At 65.8% G+C, this 22,013-nt stretch carries 19 protein-coding genes; 13 read left to right on the top strand and 6 right to left on the bottom strand.

What is annotated here, in order from left to right; genetic code table 11:
* Window positions 1–4: 4 nt before the first annotated feature.
* Window positions 5–1,102 (top strand): ABC transporter ATP-binding protein, encoded by a 1,098-nt coding sequence (locus LZC94_45130; protein WXB14991.1) that lies wholly within the window; start codon window positions 5–7, stop codon window positions 1,100–1,102.
* A gap of 2 nt (window positions 1,103–1,104) precedes the next feature.
* Window positions 1,105–2,586 (top strand): mannitol dehydrogenase family protein, encoded by a 1,482-nt coding sequence (locus LZC94_45125; protein ID WXB14990.1) that lies wholly within the window; start codon window positions 1,105–1,107, stop codon window positions 2,584–2,586.
* A 96-nt stretch (window positions 2,587–2,682) separates the two neighbouring features.
* Here the strand turns inward: LZC94_45125 and LZC94_45120 are convergent, their stop codons facing one another.
* Both LZC94_45120 and LZC94_45115 read right to left on the bottom strand, forming a co-directional pair.
* On the bottom strand, window positions 2,683–3,222 hold the full coding sequence (locus LZC94_45120) for a TetR/AcrR family transcriptional regulator (protein ID WXB14989.1): 540 nt from the start codon (window positions 3,220–3,222) through the stop codon (window positions 2,683–2,685).
* Window positions 3,223–3,381: 159 nt separating this feature from the next.
* Window positions 3,382–3,624 (bottom strand): hypothetical protein, encoded by a 243-nt coding sequence (locus LZC94_45115; GenBank protein ID WXB14988.1) that lies wholly within the window; start codon window positions 3,622–3,624, stop codon window positions 3,382–3,384.
* 423 nt (window positions 3,625–4,047) lie between these two features.
* Here LZC94_45115 and LZC94_45110 point away from each other — a divergent pair, with 423 nt between their 5' ends.
* The 5 genes from LZC94_45110 (at window position 4,048) to LZC94_45090 (ending at window position 9,802) form a co-directional block, all read left to right on the top strand.
* Entirely contained in the window at window positions 4,048–4,836 is a 789-nt protein-coding gene (locus tag LZC94_45110) for a class I SAM-dependent methyltransferase (GenBank protein ID WXB14987.1), read from the top strand.
* Window positions 4,833–5,288 (top strand): PaaI family thioesterase, encoded by a 456-nt coding sequence (locus tag LZC94_45105; protein ID WXB14986.1) that lies wholly within the window; start codon window positions 4,833–4,835, stop codon window positions 5,286–5,288. Before LZC94_45110 ends, LZC94_45105 begins: the two co-directional genes overlap by 4 nt.
* 221 nt (window positions 5,289–5,509) lie before the next feature.
* Window positions 5,510–6,574 (top strand): sigma-54 dependent transcriptional regulator, encoded by a 1,065-nt coding sequence (locus LZC94_45100; protein ID WXB14985.1) that lies wholly within the window; start codon window positions 5,510–5,512, stop codon window positions 6,572–6,574.
* 228 nt (window positions 6,575–6,802) lie between these two features.
* Entirely contained in the window at window positions 6,803–7,609 is an 807-nt protein-coding gene (locus LZC94_45095) for a hypothetical protein (GenBank protein ID WXB14984.1), read from the top strand.
* Between the two features lie 15 nt (window positions 7,610–7,624).
* Entirely contained in the window at window positions 7,625–9,802 is a 2,178-nt protein-coding gene (locus LZC94_45090; protein WXB14983.1) for a c-type cytochrome, read from the top strand.
* 38 nt (window positions 9,803–9,840) lie between these two features.
* Here the strand turns inward: LZC94_45090 and LZC94_45085 are convergent, their stop codons facing one another.
* Entirely contained in the window at window positions 9,841–10,317 is a 477-nt protein-coding gene (locus tag LZC94_45085) for a 2,4'-dihydroxyacetophenone dioxygenase family protein (GenBank protein WXB14982.1), read from the bottom strand.
* A 104-nt stretch (window positions 10,318–10,421) separates the two neighbouring features.
* Here LZC94_45085 and LZC94_45080 point away from each other — a divergent pair, with 104 nt between their 5' ends.
* Window positions 10,422–11,858, top strand: coding sequence for a PLP-dependent aminotransferase family protein (locus tag LZC94_45080; protein WXB14981.1), 1,437 nt, complete (start codon window positions 10,422–10,424; stop codon window positions 11,856–11,858).
* A gap of 6 nt (window positions 11,859–11,864) precedes the next feature.
* On the opposite strand, the gene LZC94_45075 is transcribed toward LZC94_45080, so the two are convergent.
* Window positions 11,865–12,464 carry a TetR/AcrR family transcriptional regulator gene (locus LZC94_45075; GenBank protein ID WXB14980.1) on the bottom strand — a complete coding sequence of 200 codons (600 nt, stop codon included), beginning with the start codon at window positions 12,462–12,464 and terminating at the stop codon, window positions 11,865–11,867.
* A 718-nt stretch (window positions 12,465–13,182) separates the two neighbouring features.
* Here LZC94_45075 and LZC94_45070 point away from each other — a divergent pair.
* Window positions 13,183–13,713 (top strand): hypothetical protein, encoded by a 531-nt coding sequence (locus tag LZC94_45070; GenBank protein ID WXB14979.1) that lies wholly within the window; start codon window positions 13,183–13,185, stop codon window positions 13,711–13,713.
* A 299-nt stretch (window positions 13,714–14,012) separates the two neighbouring features.
* On the opposite strand, the gene LZC94_45065 is transcribed toward LZC94_45070, so the two are convergent.
* The gene (locus LZC94_45065; protein WXB14978.1) at window positions 14,013–14,900 is read right to left on the bottom strand and encodes a LysR family transcriptional regulator; all 888 of its coding nucleotides are present in this window, start codon (window positions 14,898–14,900) and stop codon (window positions 14,013–14,015) included.
* Between the two features lie 43 nt (window positions 14,901–14,943).
* On the opposite strand from LZC94_45065, the gene dkgB reads away from it, so the two are divergent.
* From dkgB to LZC94_45050, 3 genes are all read left to right on the top strand, one after another.
* Window positions 14,944–15,804 carry a 2,5-didehydrogluconate reductase DkgB gene (gene dkgB / locus LZC94_45060; protein WXB14977.1) on the top strand — a complete coding sequence of 287 codons (861 nt, stop codon included), beginning with the start codon at window positions 14,944–14,946 and terminating at the stop codon, window positions 15,802–15,804.
* 19 nt (window positions 15,805–15,823) lie between these two features.
* On the top strand, window positions 15,824–16,720 hold the full coding sequence (locus LZC94_45055; GenBank protein ID WXB14976.1) for an NAD-dependent epimerase/dehydratase family protein: 897 nt from the start codon (window positions 15,824–15,826) through the stop codon (window positions 16,718–16,720).
* Between the two features lie 318 nt (window positions 16,721–17,038).
* Window positions 17,039–18,874: a hypothetical protein gene (locus LZC94_45050; protein ID WXB14975.1), complete on the top strand. Its 1,836-nt coding sequence runs from the start codon at window positions 17,039–17,041 to the stop codon at window positions 18,872–18,874.
* A gap of 24 nt (window positions 18,875–18,898) precedes the next feature.
* Here LZC94_45050 and LZC94_45045 read toward each other — a convergent pair whose 3' ends face one another.
* Entirely contained in the window at window positions 18,899–19,825 is a 927-nt protein-coding gene (locus LZC94_45045) for a LysR family transcriptional regulator (protein WXB14974.1), read from the bottom strand.
* Window positions 19,826–20,005: 180 nt separating this feature from the next.
* Here LZC94_45045 and LZC94_45040 point away from each other — a divergent pair, with 180 nt between their 5' ends.
* Entirely contained in the window at window positions 20,006–21,814 is a 1,809-nt protein-coding gene (locus LZC94_45040) for a hypothetical protein (protein WXB14973.1), read from the top strand.
* The last annotated feature ends 199 nt before the right edge of the window (window positions 21,815–22,013 follow it).

Here is a 22,013-nt window from a genome sequence, read left to right as displayed (position 1 = left end):
GGTCATGGCACGATTGGAAATCCGTTCGCTGCACAAATATTTCGATGGCACCGAGGTGATCAAAGGCGTCGATCTCACGGTGGAGGATCGCGAATTTTGCGTCTTCTTGGGGCCATCGGGCTGCGGCAAATCGACCTTGCTGCGGCTGATCGCGGGGCTGGAGGACGCCGACGAGGGGAGCCTCGTCCTCGATGGACAAGACATCACCGAGTGGCCGGCGGTCAAACGCAACCTGGCGATGGTCTTTCAGTCGTATGCCCTTTATCCCCATATGACGGTGCGCGAGAACATGTCGTTTGCGCTCAAGCTGGCCAAGGCCGATCCGGCGGTCATCGCCAGCAAGGTGGCCCACGCCGCCAAGACCTTGGCGCTCGAGCCGCTCCTGGAGCGAAAACCGGCGCAGCTGTCGGGCGGGCAGCGCCAGCGCGTGGCGATCGGGCGCGCCATCGTGCGCGAGCCGCGCATCTTCCTCTTCGACGAGCCGCTCTCCAACCTCGACGCCGCCCTGCGCGGGCAGATGCGGCTCGAGATCGCGCGCCTGCACCAGGAGCTCGCGGCGACCATGATCTACGTGACCCACGATCAAGTCGAGGCCATGACCTTGGCCGACAAAGTCGTGGTCTTCAACGAAGGGCGCATCGAGCAAATCGGCTCGCCGCTGGAGCTCTACCGCCGCCCCGTCAACCGCTTCGTGGCGAGCTTTTTGGGCGTACCGCGAATGAGCTTCCTCGACGTCACCGCGCCGAATGGCGCGCCGCAGCTGGCCAACGGGCAGGCGCTCGAGCTCTTGCCCGAGCCCGCGATGCCGGCCGGCGCGTTCGCGCTGGGCGTGCGCCCGGAGCAGCTCGCGTTGTGCGAGCCCGCCGACCATGGAAAGGGCGTCAAGCTCGCGGGCCGATTGGCCGTCGTCGAGCGCCTCGGCAGCGACACGTGCGCCTATGTGCAGGTCGCGGGCCTGGGCACCCTCACCGTGCGCACCCACGGCGAATACGCCGAGCGCGCGGGCGCCGATGTCTGCGTCCGGCTCGATCCGTCGCGCTGTCATGTCTTCAACGCCAAAGGCGTCGCCGTGTCCCACCCAATGAATCCAGAGGTGCATTGACCATGCAAGCATTGAATCGTCGCGCGCTCGGTGCGCTCCCCCCCACCGTCGTCGGGCCGTCTTACGAGCGCAAGCAGGTGCGTCCCGGCATCGCGCACATCGGTGTAGGCGCATTTCATCGCGCCCATCTGGCCATCTACGTCGAGCGCGCCCTCGCGCGCGGAGACGCGAATACGTGGGGCATCCTCGGCATCAATTTGCTCGACACCGATCGCCACCTCGCCAGCGCGCTCAACGCGCAGGACGGTCTCTACACGGTCACCGAAATGGCCCCTGACGGCTCCCGCGCGCATCGGGTGATCGGCGCGATGGTCGAATACCGCTACGCGCCGGACAGCCCGAACCAGGTGCTCGCGCGCCTGGCGGATCCCGCCATTCGCATCGTATCGCTCACCATCACCGAGGGCGGCTATCTGATCGACGATCGGGGTCGCTTCAAGCTGGACGACGCGGTGGTGGCCTACGACTTGGCGCATCGCGACGCCCCGCGCGGCGTCTTTGGCTTCTTGATCGGCGCCCTCGCCCTCCGCCGGCGCGCGGGCGCGGCGCCGTTCACCGTCATGTCCTGCGACAACCTCCGGCACAACGGCGATCAAACGCGGCGCGCGTGCCTGGCGTACGCGCAGGCCTTCGACCCGACCTTGGCCTCGTGGATCGCGGCCGAGGTGGACTTTCCCAACGCGATGGTCGACCGCATCACGCCGGCCACCGATCCGGCGCGCCGCGCCGAGCTCAATGCGATGACCGGCCTCGACGATCGCGCCCCGGTGGTGGCGGAGGACTTCATCCAGTGGGTGCTGGAGGACAAATTTCGGCAAGGCCGGCCAAGGTGGGAGGAGGTCGGCGTGCAGATGGTGTCCGACGTCACGCCGTACGAGGAGGCGAAAATTCGATTGCTCAACGGCGCGCACCAGATGCTCTCCTATCCGGCTTTCCTATCCGGTCTTCGCGGGGTCGACGAGGCGCTGCGCGAGCCCCTGTTCCACGATTACCTGCGCGACTTCCTCGCCCAAGATTCCGCCATATGGCTCGAGTCGCTGCCCGGCATGGAGCTCGAGAGCTACGAGCGCCTCTTGCTCGAGCGCTTCGGCAACCGCGCCATCGCCGATCGCCTCGATCGCCTGTGCCTCGATGGCGGCTCCAAGATCCCCGGCTTCCTCTTGCCGACCTTGGAGGCCTGCCTGGCGAACAACCGCGACGCGCGCCGCCTGGCGTTCTTGCTCGCCTGCTACGATCGCTACCTCCGCGCCGGCAAAGACGATGGCGGCACGCCCTACCCGCTGCGCGAGCCGAACGCCATGCGGCTCCTGAAGCCCATCATCGAGAGCAACTCGCCCCTCGCCTTGCTCCAATGCACCGATCTGGTGGGCCCGCGCCCCGCCGCCGATGCGCGCTTCAAGGCCCAATACCTGGCGCTCCGCGCGCAGCTCGACGCACAAGGCGCGCGCGCCACCCTCGCGGCGCTACCGAAGCTCGCGGTCTAGGCGTCGGCCAAGGCCGGAAGCCATGATTCGCTCGAGGCGTGCCGGCGCCTGAACCACGCCGGCCACGCCGGCACGCTGCGCCGCGCGCCATCGGGCCTACGCGACGAAGCGCTCCACCAACAGATGCAGTCTCCGGCGTAAGACGGGCAAGGTGGGGGAGTCGGAGTGGAGTCCCTCGACGGCCAACATGAACACCTGCGAGTGCTCCTTGCTGCCTAGAATGGCTTGGGTGTGCTTCAACAAAAAGCGCTGGTACTTCGCGTCGACCTCGGGGAACAGCCGCTCGCATACGTCGTAGTACTCGTCGGCCATGGGGGCGCCGGAGGTCTCGCTCCACGGCTCGAGCAGGAGGATTTCGTAGATGCGATAAAGCTTGTCCCGCTTGCTACCGCGGCCCGCGAGCACCCGTTCGACCGCAGGGTAGCGCCCCGCCATCGTGAACTCGAACACCGCGACATAGATATCGTCTTTGTTCTTGAATTTTCGATAGATGAGCGGTCGCGAAATGTTCGCCCGTTTGGCGATGTCGTCGAGCGAGGTCTTCGCGTACCCGAAATGGAGAAAACAATGGCGCGCAGCCTCGAGGATCGCTCTGCGGCGCTTGGCGTCGCGCTCTTCGACGTTGTCTGTCGGCATATCCAGTGTTGCCATCGTTACAAGGTGGAGCGTCGTCGTTCAAGCAACACGATCGGACACATTGGGACATTCACCACACCCGCGGCCACTATCGACCATTCTCTCGTCCTGTCGTGTGCACGCTGCATGGGATCGAGCTCCTTCGGCCTCCCCTCGACCCTAGGTTCGACCACTCGCTCGGAGGATTTCGTCCGAAAGCGAGGGGTTCGCGGCGGCGAGCGCGCGGGAGAGCACAATCATGCCCACGCTCTCACTCAACATCCGAACCGCTTTGACGCGGGCAGTCGCGAGATCGCCGTCCGGCCCCGCCTTCACGAGCTGGGACGTCAGCGCGGCCAAGAGCCCCTCGATCTCGAGCGCATATTCCACTTGGGACCGGTCTTCGCTTTTCGGATACGACATGATCTCACCGCTCTTCTGTCTTTTTACAAATTACGTCAATCCGTATCATCCGATTCGATTCACCAGACCGAAGGTTCGTAAGGGAGCTCCCGATCCTTGCAGGGGCAACGATCGCGCCCTCCACCCCGCGCGGCCTCCGCGCCACCGCCTGCTCGCGATTCCTGCTGCCCATTCCGCGCTTCCCCATTTCGCGCTGCCCATTCCGCGCTTCCCGTTCGCGATTTCCCCTGCATCGACCCGAGATGCGATGAAATCCATGTGGCCCCCACGCCAGAACCGTAGCAAAGTACGACAGCTCGGACCACCGGTGTCGTCTACTTTTTGCAGCAACACGTCGTTATTTTGCACAAGAAACGGGCTCTGCAAGCCCAAGCGGCACCTCGCCCGCTAGCGTGCCCGCGCTTTCTCTGTCTTCATCGCGGCATGGACATCGTCACCCACAATCGCGAAGCGTGGGATAACTACGCACGCACCGGCAACCGCTGGACCGTCCCCGTAAGCCGAGAGGAGGTGGAGGCCGCGCGCCGCGGCGAGTGGGCGATCGTGCTCACGCCGCACAAGCCCGTTCCGCGCGCTTGGTTTCCGAGGGTGCGCGGCGCGAAGGTCCTCGCCCTCGCGGGGGGCGGCGGGCAGCAGGGCCCCATCCTGGCCGCGGCCGGGTACGACGTGACGGTGTTCGACAATTCGCCTGCGCAGCTCGCGCAGGATCGCAAGGTCGCAGAGCGCGACGGCCTCGCGCTGGTGACGGTGCAAGGGGACATGGCCGATCTGGGGTGTTTCGAATCCGAGAGCTTCGATCTCATCGTTCACCCTTGTTCGAACTGCTTCGTTCCGGACGTTCACCCCGTGTGGCGGGAAGCTTACCGTGTGCTCCGCTACGGCGGCGCGCTCTTGGCGGGGTTCGCGGATCCGATTTTGTATGCCATCGATACGGAGCTCGAAAAGCTGGAGATCGCGCAATTGCAACACGCGATTCCCTATTCGGACATGGTGACGTTCACCGAGGAGCAGCGCAGACTCTGCGCGGAGGCGGGCGAGCCCCTTCAATTCGGGCACACGCTCGAAGATCAGCTCGGGGGGCAGACGGACGCGGGCTTTCTCATCGCCGGATATTACGGAGATAAGCATCTCCAGGGCGAAGTCGTTTCGAAGTACATGCCGTGCTTCGGGGTAACCCGCGCGCTCAAATTGGATCTAGTATCGCCCGCGTGAGCGACCAAAGCATTCAAGAGCGACTGTTTCCGACATTGACCTGCTTCGGTTGCGGGCCGGCGAACCCCAAGGGTTTCCATCTCCGCAGCTACGGCGCGGAGGACGATACGGTCATCGGCGCTTTCTGGCCCGGCCCCGAGCACGACAATGGATTCGGCTTCCTCAACGGGGGCATCATCTCCACCGTGCTCGATTGCCATACGGCGGCCGCCGTCGTTCAGGGCTCCGTCGATCATGGCTTTCGTGCGCTCGATGGTGCGCCGCTTCCCTTCATCACCGCGGGCTTCGATGTGCGCTTCCTCCGGCCGACCCCGCTGGGACCCAAGGTCGACCTGTGGGCAAAGGTGGAATCCATCGCCGAACAGGAGGCGATTGTGATCGGCGAGCTTCGTTGCGACGGTAAAGTTCGCGCTTCCATGCGCGCGGTCTGGAAGCGATTTCGCCCCCGATAATTCGGCTCCATCGCGAAGATTCCAAGGCCACCGATGGACTCAACCGGTCGCTAAACGCGAAATGGTCGATGTTTCGGTTTTTTATTCCACGAAATCTTCCCTCGGCGACCATTAGTGTACGAAGGAGTTGAGCGTGACGATGGGCGACGAGGGCCATGCTCGTCCCCCCGCCCGCGGCACCGATGCACCTGACCGATCTCGGAGCCAACGATGGAATATGGATGACTGGACTTCGAATCGGCGCCGTCCATCATCGCGGCGACGAGGCCCGCGAAGTGAGCAATACGACTTTGCGGGACTCGCTCGACGTACCCTGTCCCCCGACAGAAGCACCCACCACCCACGAGAGCCGATTCGGCTCGCTGCTCGGCCAAAGCACGGCCATGCTGGAGCTCTTTCCCATCTTCGAGAAGCTCGCGCGCTCCGACGTGCCAGTCCTCGTCGAAGGTGAAACGGGCACCGGCAAAGAAGTGCTGGCCGAGGCCATCCACGAGGCCAGCGGGCGCACGGGCCCGTTCATCGTCTTCGACTGTACCACGGTCACCGAATCGCTCTTCGAAGCGGAGCTGTTCGGTCACGAGCGCGGCGCGTTCACGGGAGCGGATCGCGCGCGGACGGGCATCTTCGAAGAGGCCCACGGCGGAACGCTCTTCATCGACGAGATCGGCGATCTCGCCGTCGCCTCGCAGGCCAAGTTGCTCCGCGTGCTCGAGCGGCGGCAAGTCCGCCGCGTGGGCGGCAATGGTCACGTGCACGTCGACGTCCGCGTGATCGCGGCCACCCGGCGCGACCTGGAGCTCGAGGTCCAAGAGCGACGCTTTCGCGACGATCTGTTCTTCCGGCTGGCGGTCGCGCGGGTGGAGCTCCCACCGCTGCGCAAGCGTCAGGGCGATATCGAACTACTGACGCGCAGTTTCTGGTCTTCGATGGGTGGAAAGGAATCGTTCCCCGCGACATTGTTGCAGCAATTCGAGAATTACGATTGGCCCGGAAACGTGCGGGAGCTGCGCAACGTGATCGCACGCTACCGGGCGCTCGGCAACGTGAACCTCCCGAATCGTTCGGGGGAGAACGGCGCGGCGGCCGGGCCTGAAGGATTCGATTGGATCGACCAATTGGTATCCCGCGCGCTGCCCTTGCGGCAGGCGCGGGCGATCATGACGTCGGAGCTCGAGCGGAGGTACGTGAAGCACATGCTCCAGCTCCACGAAGGCGACATGGAGCAGGCCGCGAAAGCCAGCGGTGTGGGGCGCCGTTATTTTCAAATGTTGCGGACGAAGACCTGACGCTGTCCGCGACGGCACGAAACCCGCGTTTCGGTCGCGAAGAAATACTTCGCTCTTTTTGCCCGGATTCCGAGGGCGCTCCCATGAATTCTCGAACGTTTTCGTATTTCTGAGACTGGCATTGGCGTTGCACCGCGTCAACAACGACGCGGACCCCCCATCGGGGAGGGAGGGGCGCAGCGGCCAAGCACACACGCAAACACAAATAAACAAACAAGGTGGTGCGATATGAACAGCAAGTGGACCTGGTCGGGAGGGATTGTCGTGGGTCTGATGGTGGCCGCGTGCGGAAGCAGCGGCGGTGACGGGAGCACCGGCAACGGTGGACCCGGCGAAGAAGGCAACCCGCCGAACGTCAACGGGGAGTCGCCGAAGCCGGAGACGGCCTGGGATTGCGGCGCCAAAGGCTCCGATCGCATCGTGTGCACCAGCGCCATGACGGTGGGGCAAGGCGACAAGAACAAGATGGACCAATACGTCTGCAAAGCAGGCGAGAAGAGCGCGAAATGCCCCGACTCGGAGTCGGTCCGCGTGGCGACCGGCGCCAACCGCGTGCTCGACACCTCCGTCCGGACCTCGACCTTCGATCAGCTGCCGTGGGCATGCATGACCACCGGCGCGCACCAGGTTCAATGCGCGCGCGACCTGAGCCTGATGAACCCGGCGGGTTGCGATGGCTGCGGCCCCAAGCAGCCCACCACGTGCGACGAGAAGGCGTGGGAGGATTACTTCGTCCCGCTGTCGGCCAAGGTCTACAAGAACTTTGGCTTCGACATCGACTTCCCGCGCGAGACCTTCAACGCCCACGAGCTGAAGATCGATCTGTCGGGGATGTTCCAGGGCAGCATCATGACCCCCAACGTGCCGAGCTGCTACGCGGCCGAGTGGGCGCTGCGCGCGGAGGCCTGGATCCGGGCCGTCTCGCACGGATGCGTGAACCTCACCTTGCCGATCCTCATCTGGTGCCAGCAAGCGGCCAACTACGCGCCGAACACGAAACAATGCAACGCGACGGGTAGCTGGGCGGGGAAGTGATCGGCGATTGATGCCGTGAGGAGCCTCGCCAACTATATCTGGATCATCGTCGGCTTCGTCGCGGTGACCGCCACGGCGGCCGCGGTCGGGACTCGTTCTTCCCGGCCCGCGGCCCCCACGGCGGCCCCTGTCTTCGCGCCCTTCGGTGAGCCGCTCCCCGGCATCGACGACCGCGCCCGCGCCCAATTCGAGCGCGGGCGCGCCGTCGCCACGCGGCGCTTTGCACCGTCCGAGGGGCTCGGCCCCACGTACAGCGCGACGTCGTGCCGCTCGTGCCACGAGAAGCCCGTCACCGGCGGCGGCGCCTCGCGTTACCGCGCGACCCCGCTGGAGGCGCACTCGCAGAAGACCTTCATCGCCGCCTTCGAGCATCATTTTTCGGCGTCGTCGGTCGATCCCGGGCACGGGCGACCGCGGCCGATGCACCTGCCGCTTCCCTTCTTTGGCATAGGCCTGCTGGCGGAGATCCCGGCGGAGGAGATCATCGCGCGGGCCGATCCGAGCGACCGAAACCACGACGGCATCTCCGGGAAGGTGAACTTCGAGCGCGGGTACATGGGCCGATTCGGCCGCAAAGCGCAGATGGCGACCTTGCAAGGGTTCGTGCGGCTCGCGCTGCTCGATCACATGGGCGTGACCTCGTCCCCGGCGGTGATCGAAAAAGACGCGCCCCTGGAGCTGCCCACGCGCGACGCGGATCGCGCGCCCGATCCCGAGCTCGGGACGGACGATCTGGCGGATCTCGTCGCCTTCGTCTCCTTGCTGGCGCCCCCCGCGCCCGATCCCCCCACGCGCGAGACGCGCGAGGGCGAGGCGGCGTTTCGCAAGGTGGGGTGCGCGGGGTGCCATACGCCATCCTTGCGCGGGCCGCGCGGGCTCGTCCCGGCCTATACGGATCTTTTGCTGCACGATATGGGCGAGGGCCTCGACGATGGGGTCGAGGTGGGCGAGGCCGGCGGGAGCGAGTTTCGTACGACGCCGCTCTGGGGATTGGGCGCAGCCGGTCCTTATTTGCACGATGGCCGCGCCGATACGCTCGACGAGGCGATCCGCGCGCACGGCGGCGAAGCCTCGGGGGCGGCGCGCCGCTATGGTGCGCTGGCCGAGCGCGAACGGGGCGCGTTGCTGGCGTTTTTGGTGTCCCTGGGCGGGAGCCAGGATCGCTCGGACGGGCTCTTGCCGCGCAACGCGCCGATGGCCGCGGTGGGCGCGCTCGGCGGGCCGCTCGCGACCTTGTCACCACGCGACGGAGCGCGCTTTCTGCGCGGGCGCGAGCTCTTCGATCACGACTTTCGCGCGTCGCAGGGGCTGGGGCCGTTCTTCAACGGCGACGCCTGTCGAAGTTGCCATTTCGATCCCGTGCTCGGCGGCGCTGGTCCGTCGGACGTGGACGTGATCCGGCACGGCATCGTTCGCGCGGACGGTGCGTTCGAGCTGCCCAAGGGCGGCGATACGATGGCCCACCGCTTTGGTCTGCCGGGGCAGCCGCTCGCCATCGACGCGCGCGCGAACCTGTTCGAGCGCCGGCAAACGCCGACCTTGTTCGGATCGGGCCTCATCGATGCGATTTCGGACGAGACCATCCGCGCGGGGGCCGATCCCGAGGATCGCGACGGCGATGAGGTGCGCGGGGTGGTGAGCGTGGTCTCGGGAGGAAAAGTCGGGCGCTTCGGGTGGAAGGGGCAGATGCCCAGCTTGGCCGACTTCGTGGAGGACGCCTTCGTCAACGAGCTCGGGATGAGCAAGGGGGAGCTCGAGTCGAGCGTGCACCTGGCGTTCGACGACATCGTGTTCTTCCTGCAGAACCTCGCGCCGCCGCCGCGCCGTACGCTCGATCCCGAGCACGAGACGCGCGGGCGCGCCGCCTTTGCCCAGGCGGGGTGCCAGTCGTGCCACACCCCCGAGCTGCGCACTCGAAACGACGAGGGCGTTCCGCTGTTCAGCGACCTTCTCTTGCACGATGTAGCGCCCAAATCGGAGCGCTTGGTCCTTCAAAACGGCACCCGCGCCTTCCGCACCCCGCCGCTCTGGGGCGTGGGCGCGACGGCGCCGTACTTCCACGATGGCATGTCCGAGACATTGGATGCGGCGATCGTTCGGCACGAAGGCGAAGCGAAGCGAAGTCGTGATCGTTATACGGCGATGACGGCGGACGATCGCGCCGCGCTGCTCGTGTTTTTGCGTTCGCTGTAGGTGTCGGGCAGAGACGCGCCTCTCCAGCGCAGACCGCCTCACGCCTCGAACGGCAACGCCAGCGCCGGGATGGGTGTTTTGCCGGTTTCGGCGCACCAGTCCAAATACGTTTTTTGGCTCGATTTGGCGTCGACGGTGCGGACGATGGTGCCGCGGTCGTCGAGGTATTCGATGCGGCCTTTGACTTCGATGTGCACGATGCAAGGCTCGTCGCCGATTTGTTTCCAGGTGTCGGCGTTGCCGGGGGGTTCGTAGACGTAGGTGCCGGGACCCACGGTTTCTTTGGTGTTGATCAAAAACCGCGAGCCCGAGAGGTTGAAGCCGTGCACCTCGCCGGTGTGGCGGTGCGGCGGGATCACCGTGCCCGGCTCGAGCCGCAAAAGCAGCTGCCACCCCGAGCCATCGGGATAAAACGTGATGGGCTTGAACGAGAGCCCCTCCCGCAGCGGGACCCAGTCCAACTGCGCGAGATCGAAGGGGGCGGTGTGACGGCGGGTGCGGGTATTGGTGCTCATGTTCTCCTCCGGGTTCGAGCCGAGCGGGCCTCGGACGAGTCAAACGGTAAGCGCTCGTTTGGACTGGATCGATGTCCAAAAATGATTATTTTTGACCAGACCAAGTGGATCTGTACCTGACCGCAGACGATCACCGGCGCGGGCTCGCGCGCGCGATCTACGAGCAAATCCGAGAAGCCATCGCCGAAGGGCGCGTCCGCCCCGGCGACCGGCTGCCGCCCTCCCGCGATCTAGCGCGACAGCTCGGGGTCTCCCGGTTTACGGTCACCACCGCGTACGGTTTTTTGGCGGCCGAAGGCTTCATCCAAGGCGCCACCGGCGGCGGCACCCGCATCTGCGCCGTGCGGCCGCCGAGCTCCATCGCACGCGCACGAACCGCGGAGGCCCCCCTCGCCGCCCGTGTTCCTCGCCTCCCGCCGGCGGCCCCCGATTCACCGCCCGCCTCGGGAGAGCCCATGCTGCACGTGCGGCTCGGCGTTCCGGATGCCGCCCTGTTCCCTTTTACCGACTGGCGCCGCCACACCTTTCGCGCCATGCGCACCCTGCGCGGCGCCCGCCCGGCCTACGGCGATGCGGCCGGCGATCCAAAACTGCGCACGGCCATCGCCGATTGGATCCATCGCTCGCGCGGCGTGCGCACCCACGCCGATCGCATCGTCGTCACCGCGGGCGCGCAGCAAGCGTTCGACTTGATCCTGGGCGCGCTCGTCCAACCCGGCGATCCGGTCGCCGTCGAAGATCCGGGCTATCCGCCCTTTCGAAAGCTCGCGCAGTTCCGCGGCGCCAAGGTCGTCCCCGTCCCCGTCGACGACGAGGGCCTCGTCACCTCGGCGCTCCCTGCGCGCGCCAAGCTCGTGTACATCACCCCGTCGCACCAGTTCCCGCGCGGCTCGGCGCTCTCGCTGGCGCGCCGCCGAGAGCTGCTCGATTGGGCCCGGCGCGCGGGCGCGCACATCGTCGAAGACGATTACGACAGCGAATACCGCTTCATGGACCGCCCCCTCGAGCCGCTGCAGCGCCTCGACGCGGACGAGCGGGTCATCTATGTCGGATCGTTCTCGAAGACTTTGTCGCCCGCGCTGCGCGCCGGGTTCGTGAGCGCGCCTCCAAAGCTCGCATCGGCCATCGCCGGCTTACGCCAGCTCGTCGATTGGCACTCCCCCGAGCCCTTGCAGCTCACCCTCGCCGGCTTCTTGAGCGACGGCTCGATGGATCGCCACCTCCGCCGCGCCCGCCGCATTTATCGCGCGCGCCACCAGGCCATCGCCGATTGGTGCGAGGGCCCCGGCCGCAGCATCGGCCACTTGATTCGCGCCAGCGCAGGCCTGCACGTGGCCATCGCGCTCCACCCCACCTTGGACGAATTCGACCTCATCGAGCGCGCGGCCAAGGCCGGGCTCGCGGTCCAAGGGCTCTCCAAGTTCTCCATCGAAGCCACGCAGCGCGGCCTCACCCTCGGCTACGGCAGCGTGAGCATGCCGGAGCTCGAACGCGCCCTCGGCATCCTCGCGGCCCTCGCCCGCCGCAGAGCAAGCCGATAGGGACCGTCAGGTTCCCAACTTTTGCCGGCTCGCCTCCAGGATCTCGTCCGACAAGCCCGCGTTGGCGCCGGCGACCGCGCGCGCCAGAAGGAGCGCGCCCACGACCTCGCTGAGCAGGCGAATGGCCTGCACACGCGCAGCCGACGCGCCCGTTTTTTTCCCGCGCGCGCCCTTGGCGAGCTGGGTGGCAAACGCGGAGAGCACCGACTCGATGCCCTCGGCGTAGGCCGATTGCACTTCATCGCCCTGCCTCCACGCATCGACCGCGAACGACGCCATGGGGCAACCCCCGTTGGGATCGTCGCGGTGCCCGGGCGAGAGGTAGTGCGCCAAGTACTGCGAAAACGCCGAGCCGGATTTGCCTGCTCCGGCCGCGAGGGCGGTGTTCAGCTCGGCGAGCGTGTTCTCGAACGCCGACGCACAAGCCTCCGCCGCGAGCGCCTCCTTCGAGGGAAAATGGTTGTAGAAGCCTCCATGCGTAAAGCCGGCGGCCTTCATGAGATCGGCGACCCCCACCCCGTCGATCCCGCGCTCGCGAAACAGCCGTGCTGCCGCGTCGATGATGCCCTGGCGATTTCGGGCTGCTTGTTCCTTCGAAAGTCGCATCGCTAGCTGCTCTCCTGAATGGGAAGCGGTCGTGACTCAGTTAAGTGATGAGGTCAGCATCGGTGGGTTAATGTTGACAATCATCATTGGGTAAGTCGGGGTGTGTCTGGGGGCAAGTCGCGCCATCCTGAGCTCGCTCGTGGGGGTTCGAAATCCGGGGGCGCGGCATCCCGCTATCGGACGCTATTTTGGAGATAATTTCACTACGAAACATTCTGGAAACGAACGGACATCCTGAGCGCGGCCGGTCCGCATGGAGGGCGCTGCACCCGAGGCCGCGGGGGCGGGGGCCCCTAGGGCTTTCAGGTACCGATCATTCGGCAAGTCCGTGCGCCGCCCGCGCAGCGAAACGCGCCCGCTCGCGACCGGATCGGGTTTTTACGACTCGTTGGTTACAAGTTTGTAGATGGCCGTTGTGTCGCGGACTTCGTCGAGCGCGCGCTGGATCGCGGACGCACCATGCGCGCCCCGCGGGAAAGCGCATTGCTCGGTACACCGGAACGCCGGTACATATGAACGCGTGATTACGATGCGCGCTCGAGCGATGGGGCGCTTCTCCGAAAATGTCGGAAAAATCGAGGAACCCGCGCGCGTTAGCACGGGCGCCGCCGATGGTCCCACATTTGCTGATGGTCACGGATGATTGCGGATGGTGCATGAGCGCACCCCGCTCGCGCGCACTTCTTCGAACACTCTTCGCCCAGGAGAATCCGTCATCATGCAGCGTTTCATCAACGCGTCGGTAGCCTCCTTCCTCCTCGTCACATTGGCTTGCGCCTCCGGATGCAGCGGCAGTAGCAACGGCCCTCTCCTCCTCCCCGATGGCGGCGGCGGCGGAAACCCCGACAAAGACTCGGACTCCAAACCACCTCCGGATGGCGGTTCGCACGGGCGCACGGGCGCCGAGCAAGCGTGCCTCGACACCATGGACGCGATCGCCAAACAAGGGCCGCGCTGCGGGATCGAATACCAAGCCCTCTACGATGCATTGATTCAATCGTCGGCCGGCGGCGCGTGCGCCAACGTCATTCAGATCCGCGACGAGAACGCCCTGCGGCAGCAGTGCTTTCCCTCGCTCCAAAACATCTCGTGCAAAGACCTCGAGCAAGCGAACCTCGATCCGAGCTGCAGGGGCCAGCTGCTGCGAGCCCGGACCCTGCGATCGCAGACCGTGCAGTCGGAGGCGGCCGAAACCGACATCGAAGCGGGGCGCAGCGTGGGCACGTTCCTCCAAGGCACTTCATTGTAGTCGACGCATATCGAACGACCCCCGGAGCCCTTCCCATCTTCGCGATGGGGAGGGCTTCGTGCATCTGCACCTCGGGTGACCGTGTAGGCATCGCATGGCGCGATTCACTTTAGCATTGGTCACGACATCGAGACGTGCAATGATGTCGTTCGTCATTTTAACATCACGCCTCAATGTCACGCTTGCTCGTCACCTACGGTCACGATGGCTCGAGTCGGGGAGGTGCCATGAAGAACGACTCAACGACGATTCGAAGAAAGCTCGAGAACCGCTGCACAACGCCATTCGCGAAACGTGATTCAGAGAACGATGCGCGGGGCGATGAACTCCAGAAAACAGCGTATGCGCGCCATGGACGGCGAGTTTCGATAATAGACGGCGTGAATGGGCTGTCGGTAGTCGCTCATCGATGAACGAAGCAGCGGGGCGAGCGCTCCGTCGGCGATGTCCCGATGGGTCATGAAGTTCGCCAGACAGGCGATGCCAAAGCCGCCCACGGCCAGGGCGCGGATGGTCTCCCCGCTCGAGGCACCGAGGTCGGGCTCGATGGTCATTCGTTCGGCGCCGTCGTGGCGTACGGGCCAATCATTCAGTGATTTCGGGCTCGTAAATCCAATCAGTCGGTGCTTCTTCAAATCGTGGGTCGTCTTGGGGACCCCTTTGGCCTTCAGATACGCGGGACTTGCCACGATGTTCAGGTTGCATGAACCAATGGCCTTTGCATGAAGCGTTGAATCGGAGAGCGCGCCGATGCGGAACGCCACGTCGGTTCGTTCCTCCAAGAGATCGACGATGTGATCGTGGCTGGCGACCTCCAGATGGATGTCGGGGTACAGCTCGGCGAATTCGCGCAGGTGGGGCACGATCCCATGAAGGATGAAGGGCGCGGCGGCGTCGAGGCGCAGCCGGCCCGCGGGCTTGTTCTTCCGTGAGGCCATGGCCTCCTCGGCCGACTCGATGGCCGCGAGGATGGCGCGCGCCCGCTCGAGAAAGAGCTCCCCTTCTTCGGTCAACCGCAGCTGGCGCGTGGTGCGGCGAAGCAGGGTCGTACCCAGCTTCTTCTCGAGGCGGCCCAGCGCGCGGCTCATCCCCGACGTCGTCTGCGCGAGGCGCTTGGCCGCGAGCGAGAGCGAGCCCGTATCCACCACGGCCACGAACGCCTCGAGCTCTTCGGTTGCGATCTTCATTCGTGACTTTCCGTCAACTGTCTTTTCCAAATCGAGCGAGTGCATGCAAGCCAAAAAACCTTACAAACGGACCATGCAAGACATCCACGGGGGCAAGAAATCGCCTATCCCCACCTTCGGTCTCGGCACCTTTCGCTTGAAGGGCGACGTGGTCGTGCAATCGATCCTCGACGGTCTCGAAGTGGGTTATCGGCATATCGACACCGCGCAGATCTACGGCAACGAAGCCGACGTCGGCCGCGCCATCTCGCGCGCCGGGGTGCCGCGCAAAGAGCTGTTCGTGACGACCAAGATCTGGACGGCGAACCTCGCGCGCACGGCCCTGGTGCCGAGCCTGAAGAAGAGCCTCGAAGACCTGCGCTTGCGCCACGTGGACCTCACGTTGATCCACTGGCCCTCGCCCCGAGACACAGTGCCGCTCGGGGAGACCCTGGGCGCGCTCCTCGAGGCCCGCGAACAAGGGCTGACCAAGCGAATCGGCATTTCCAACTTTCCCATCCGCCTCGTCGAGCGCGCGCTGGAGGTCGTGGACCCCGATATCCTCGCCACCAACCAAGTCGAGGTGCATCCCTTCCTGCAGAACACCGCCCTGCGCGATTACAGCGCTCGCAAAGGTATCGCCATCACCGCGTACATGCCGCTCGCCTACGGCAAGGTGATGGCCGATCCCGTTCTGCGCGCCATCGCCCAAAAACACGGCGTGACCCCGGCGCAGATTTCCATCGCGTGGCTGTTGAAGCTGGGGATGTCGGTCATCCCTTCCTCGACGAAGAAAGCCAACTTGGCGGCCAACCTCGAGGCCGAAAAGATCACCCTCGACGGGGACGACATGGGCCAGATCGCGGCCCTCGATCGCGGCGAGCGGCTCACGAACCCCGAATTTTCCCCCGTGTGGGACCTTTGAAACGAGCAGGAGCACGACCATGAACATCTTCGTCACAGGCGCCAGTGGATTCATCGGCGGCTCCGTCGCCGCCAAGCTCGCGCGATCGGGCCACACGGTGCGCGGCCTCGAGCGCCGCGCCGAACGCGCCCAGGAGCTCCAAAAATTCGGGATCGAGCCGGTCATCGGCACCCTCGACGATCGCGCGCGGCTCATCGAGCAAGCACGATGGGCCGACGCCGTGATCAACGCGGCGGACAGCGATCATCGCGGCGCGGTGGAGGCCCTCCTCGACGGGCTCGAGGGATCGGGCAAGGTGCTGATCCACACCAGCGGCTCGTCCATCGTGGGGGACGCTTCGGGCGGCGTGCTCTCGAACGACGTGTACAGCGAGGATCACCTGCCGGAGCCCACGGCCGACAAAGCACCGCGGGTGGCCATCGACCGGCTGGTGCTGGCCGCCAAGGATCGCGGCATCGCCTCGACGGTCCTCTGCAACACGCTCATCTACGGCCACGGTCTCGGGGTCGGGCGCGACAGCGTGCAGCTCCCGCGCTTGGTGGCGCAAGCTCGAAAGAGTGGCGTGGTGCGCTATGTCGGACCTGGAACGAACGTTTGGTCCAATGTGCACATCGAGGACGTGGTCGATCTGTACCTGCGGGTGCTGGAAAAGAAGCCGCGCGGCGCGTTCTATTTCGTCGAGAACGGCGAAGCGTCGTTTCAAGACATGGCCCGCGCCATCGCCAAGGCGTTGAACCTCGGCGAGGCGCAGAGCTGGCCGCTCGCAAACGCCATCGAGGAGTGGGGCTACGAGCACGCTTCGTACGCGCTCGGCTCCAACAGCCGGGTGCGCGGACAGCGTGCTCGCGCCGAGCTGGGGTGGGCCCCCAAGCACGACTCCGTGATTCGATGGATCGAGCGCGAGCTCGTTACCTAACGTCCATTGGCCACAGGGAGCACCACGTGGCGCGGTTGGAGCGCGACCTTCACACCTTTGCGAGGGGATCGACGGTCACGTCCTGGGAGTCGTTCGCCGCGATGACCACGCCGGTGCGATTGGGGCGGCGAGGCTTCGATCCTACGCCGCGCCGTTGGCTCATTTCGAGTCGCGCGATATGCTGCTCAAGCGTTGACCCGCGCATACCGCGACCCGGCACGGGACGGGACGCACGCAAACTTGACGGTCGGTCGCAATGTACGTACGGGTCGTGCGGATCCGAGGGACGGCGGTGCGGGTCCGGCGTAGGCTGCCGCCATGAAAACGAAGACGATGGGGGCCATTCTGCCGCTGCTGCCGTTGCTGCTCTTGGCGCCTGGGTGTTCGTCCGATCCCGATCCGACGAACGATCCGGGTAAGTCTGCAACGGAGCTCGATCGCGAACGAAATTCGGTTCGCGAGCTCGAATTCGAAGAAAATTCTAAAAATCGATACAAAAACCGAACTTTTGACGGCGATGTAACCCACTACGACTACGCCGTCGATCTCGCGTCCGGCGCCGTTCATGGAACCTTGGACGTGCGGGTGGAGCCGCCGGGCGGCCGTTGCTTCGCCGCGACGGCCTCGCTCCCCGTGACGGGCGCGGAGTGGAATGGACGTCCAGCCGCGAGCAGCACGCAGTCGGGGGACGAGCTCCTCGTGTGCGGTCCTCGCCGCGTGCTCGGCGGGGAGCGGATCCGCGTGGGCGCGCACGCCAAGGTGCCCGAGCAGACGTTTTTGGGCCTCGACGTCGGCTTCTCGCGCAAGAAGGATCTCGCGGGTGGAACGTTCACGTACCTCTTGAGTTGGGTCGAGGGGTGCAGCCACTTCGGGGCCTGCGATCCCGATCCCTCGCGCCTCGCCGAGTTTCATTTCGACGTGGCGCACGCCCCCGGCGAGGTCGTGCTCTGCCCCGGGCGCCTCTCCGCCGGCACCGACCGGACGCGCTGCGATCTTTCGCGCGGGCGCGGTCATGACGACGCGGACGAATCCGCCGACACCGACGAACGCGCGCGCCACCACGGAACCGCGCGGGCGCCGACGTATTCGGCGGTGGCGGTGGCGTCCGACCCGCTGTGGAAGCGCGCGCCGTTCGTGCGCAGCGCCGGCGTCGATCTGGTGGCCTACGAGGTGCCGGGCGGCACCATCGCCGCGTCGCTCGACAAGGCGGCCGTGGACCATTTCTTCCGATGGATTACGGACTTTCTCGGTCCATTTCCCTATGGCGACGAGCTTCGGTTCGCGGGCGCGCCCACCTATTGGAGCGGCTTCGAGCACCCCGCGAACATCCTCTTGAACGAGAAGCTGCCGTCGCGAACGGGGCCTTATGCCAATACGCTCCTCCACGTGTTGATGCACGAGATCACGCATCAGTGGGCGGGCGACCGCTCCACCTTGAAGGACGTGGGCGACTTCGTCTGGAAGGAGTCCACGGCCGAGTACCTCTCGTACGTCTTCGAGCGCGAGCACCGACCCGCCGGAGAAGCCGACATGACCCGCGCCTATTGGGATCGGGTTTCGCTCCAATCGACCCACTACCCGCGCCCCACCGATCGACCGCTCCCCGCCGTGCAGGACTTTTATCGCGACGTCTACGGGCCTGGCCCCATGGTCCTTTACGTGCAGCTCGAGGATTTGATTGGCAAGGACGCGGTGCTCGACGCCATTCGCCTATTTTTGGCGCGCCCCGCGGCACGCTCGGTCCACGATCTGCGGCGCACCTTGGAGCGCGTGTCGGGCGAGGATCTCGCCGATTACTTCGACGCGTGGGTCTTTGGCGAAGGCAAGCCCGCGTGGCCGGCGTTCTCTGTGTCGACCGCGCCCAAGGCGGGCGGCGACGTCGTGGTCGAGGTTACGCAGACGAGCGCGGACAATGAGCTGCGTGGCTGCGTCGTCGAGGTCGAGGTCGAATCGACCAACGGGGCGAAGGTGCTGGCCAAGGTCGACTTCGGGCTGCACCCCCGGTCGGCGCGCGCGCGCACCACGGTTTCGCTCGGGGGAGGATCGGTCAAGTCGGTGACGGTCGACCCGCGCCATCGGGTCATCAATGTGGATCCTGCGGCGGCGTCCACGTTCCAAGCGGGGGCGGGGGCCGAAGAGATTTTGCTCTTCTGAGCGAGCCCCTTCCAAGGTGCATCGTTACGAACGGGCGGGCCGCTTGCGGGGACTTTCAGGCCCCGCGAGCGCCCGCGCCACCCACTCGACCGCCATGGTCACGCGCTTGGGGACCAGCCGGCGCGAGGGGTAGACGGCAAAGAGATCCCGCCCCTCGGGTTTGCCCACGTCGCGCGCGGGCTCGAGGACGACCAGACCGGCGGCGGCGAGGAGATCGGGCGGGGAGCGCACCAGGCCGAGGCCGCGCGCGGCGGCGTCGACGGCCACGCGCGGATCGTTCACGCAGAAGCGCGCGCGGGGTTGGACCTCGCGCACCGTGCCGTCCTCGCGGCGAAAGCGCCAGACGAACCCCGGGTGCGCGATGATGGCCGGCAGCGACTCCAGGGCGCCCAGGTCGAGCGCTTTGCGGCGCGGGAGCTCGCGCTGCACGAAGCTGCGCGAGGCGCCGATGGCGAACGGCACCGAGCCAATGCGCTGGACGATGAGATCCGCGCCCTCCACCGGGCCACCGCGAAAGGCGAGGTCGATCCCCGACTCCACCAGATCGACCACCGCGTTGGAGAGCGAGAGCTCCACGGTGACCTTGGGGTTCGCCTCCGCGAAGGACATGAGCGCCGCGCCGATGGGGCCCGCGCCCGTGACCATGGGCGCGGTGACGCGCAGCCGCCCGGCGACCACCTGGGAGTCGTCGGACAGTTTGCCAATCACCTCCCCCAGCTCCTCGAGCAGCGGCGCGGCGCGCTCGAGGAGCAGCGCGCCCTCGTGCGTCAGGCTGACGCGACGAGACGTGCGCTGAAAGAGGCGCACCCCCACGGCCTCCTCGAAGCGCGCAACGGCGCGGCTCACGGTGCTGGTCGGCACGTGTGTGCGGTGCGCGGCGGCGATGAAGCTCCCTTGGTTGGCGACGGCGATCACCACGCGCAGATCGTCGATGCTCATCGTTCGATTCACGGCGCGATGTTTAGTCCATTGCCGTGCAGCGCTCCAATGGAAGCTCGTAGCGAACGGTCGTCATCCGTTCGGGTGATATACGAAACGTCGGGTCGCCCGCATGGTCGTTTGGATGCGGCCGTCCATCTTGCGGCGCTCGCACGATGGCGTGGGCCGATGTTCTCGCGAAGGGAGACATCCATGCACGGAAAGACTTGGTTGGCGCGAAGACGCGCGCTCTGGATCGGTTTGCTCGCCGTCCTGACGTCGTGCGCAACGGAGCACACGGAACGGACGGCGCCTCCGAACGAAGGCGTCACGGTCGATGGCATCGCGACAGCAGACCAAGACGTCCTCCCCGGACCTTTGGTTTCGCTCCCGGACTCCTTGAAGGAATCCGATTTCCGTTTGAGTCCCCCGCCCGTCCGGGAGCGGTTTGCATCGCGCAGCGGCGACGGAAAGAACACCGTGGTGCAGGTCGAGTTCGGCCCCGATGCACGGCTCGACAAGCTCGATCGGCTGGTCATTCACCCCGATGGCAAGGACATCGTGCTGAGCCGGGTGAGCCAGACCGGCTTCGCCGCACCGGTGCCTATCCCGTTCGACACCGTTCGGGCCGAGCAACAGAGGATCCGCGATGCGGCCCGAAAGCTCCAGCTGGCGGCGGTCCCCACCTTCGAGAATCGGGTCCGGGTCGACGATACCAAAATCGATTTCAACCTCGAACAACCCCGTATTCAGCTCCTGACCCCCGCGCTGGCATTGAGCACCCCCAGCAAAACGCTCGCCATCACCAGCCCCGCGGTGGTGGAAGATCCCACGCGAACGGTCAATCCTTGCACCGGTGTCGGCACCCCCATGGGGAAATGGACGTTCGGGCACCTGATGGCCGACATGGCGGGCCCCACCGATCCCGCGATCTTCACGCAAAAGTGGCTGGAGACATGGCTCACCAACCAAGTCGTCAATGGGTTCACCATCCCCGCGCGCGGCGCGATGGCGACCATCCTCAGCTCGTGGCCCAAGCTGGGCGATGGGCGGCTCGATCTGGCCAAGGCGCCGCTCAAGCTGCTCGCCATCGTCAACCGCATCGATCTGGCAGGAAACTCGGTCTACGGCCCCGTGCAGGGCGCCGAGGGTCGGTTCGTGTTCGAGTTCCTCGACCCCGCGAGCTGCCGGCCCAAGGAGTTTTTGGTCATTCTGGAGTACGGGGTTCCGCGCAGCTCGTGCACGGAAATGCGGGATTGGGCGCATCAATGGCTCAACCTGCAAACGTTGGCGTTGGGATCGGCCGCGTACAACGCGGCGCTCGAGGCGATCACCGAGCAGTTCGCGGGCGCCAACGCCGATCCCTCGAAGCCGAATGGGAGCGCGCTGAACCAGCTCCGCACCAATGAAATTGCGCTCGGACGGTGGTGGGAGCTCCGGGAGTTCCATCTCGCCGGCGCGCCCGCCTTGCTAAGGCCGGCGCCCGTCGTTCAGAACCCCGATGCGCGCTACAACACGGGCGGCGCGCGCAACGCGGATTTGTCGACGTACATCAACACGCGCGAGACGTGCATCCTCAACAAGACATGCGCGGTCCCGCTCACCTTCCCCATGCCGCCCGGGGGGCCGATGCTCGGCGCGAGCACGTTGAACAACTTCGATTTCTGGAATGCGCCCGGCATCATGAACAACAAAGCGCGCCAGGTCTTTTCGCGCAACACGTGCAACGGCTGCCATGGCCGGGAGACCAATACGCGCTTCGTCCATATTTCGACCGCGCCCTTCGGCGGGACCTCCACCCTCTCGGGCTTCATGACGGGGATCTCGGTGCCCGATCCGACGGGCAATCCGCCCTCCCCGGTGGCGTTCCACGATCTCGCCGACCGCAACGCACGCCTCCACTCCATCGCCAACAAAACGTGCCGGCTCGATGCGTTCCAAATACCGGAGCGGCTCAAACCGCTCGTCTTCCTCGATCCCTTTCCGCCGGTCGAGATCGAGCCGATCCTGGCGTCCCATTGACGAAGATCGCGACGGCGCCGCCGGCACCGCGACCGTGACCTAGCCGGGACGCTGGCCAATGCAGACACGATAGGCCGATGTGGGCGGGGCTAGGCTCACATCGGCTTATCGTGTTTCTATCGAGCGATTGAACGACGGCGGGCATCGGGACAATCCTAATTTGCGCTGGTACGAAAAGGAGGTGCGGTGATACTCCATG

The organism is Sorangiineae bacterium MSr11954 (genome assembly GCA_037157815.1).
Taxonomy (GTDB): Bacteria; Myxococcota_A; Polyangia; order Polyangiales; family Polyangiaceae; genus Pendulispora; species Pendulispora albinea.
The sequence above is the reverse complement of the archived record's forward strand: the minus strand, read 5'-3'. Positions and strand labels throughout refer to the sequence as shown.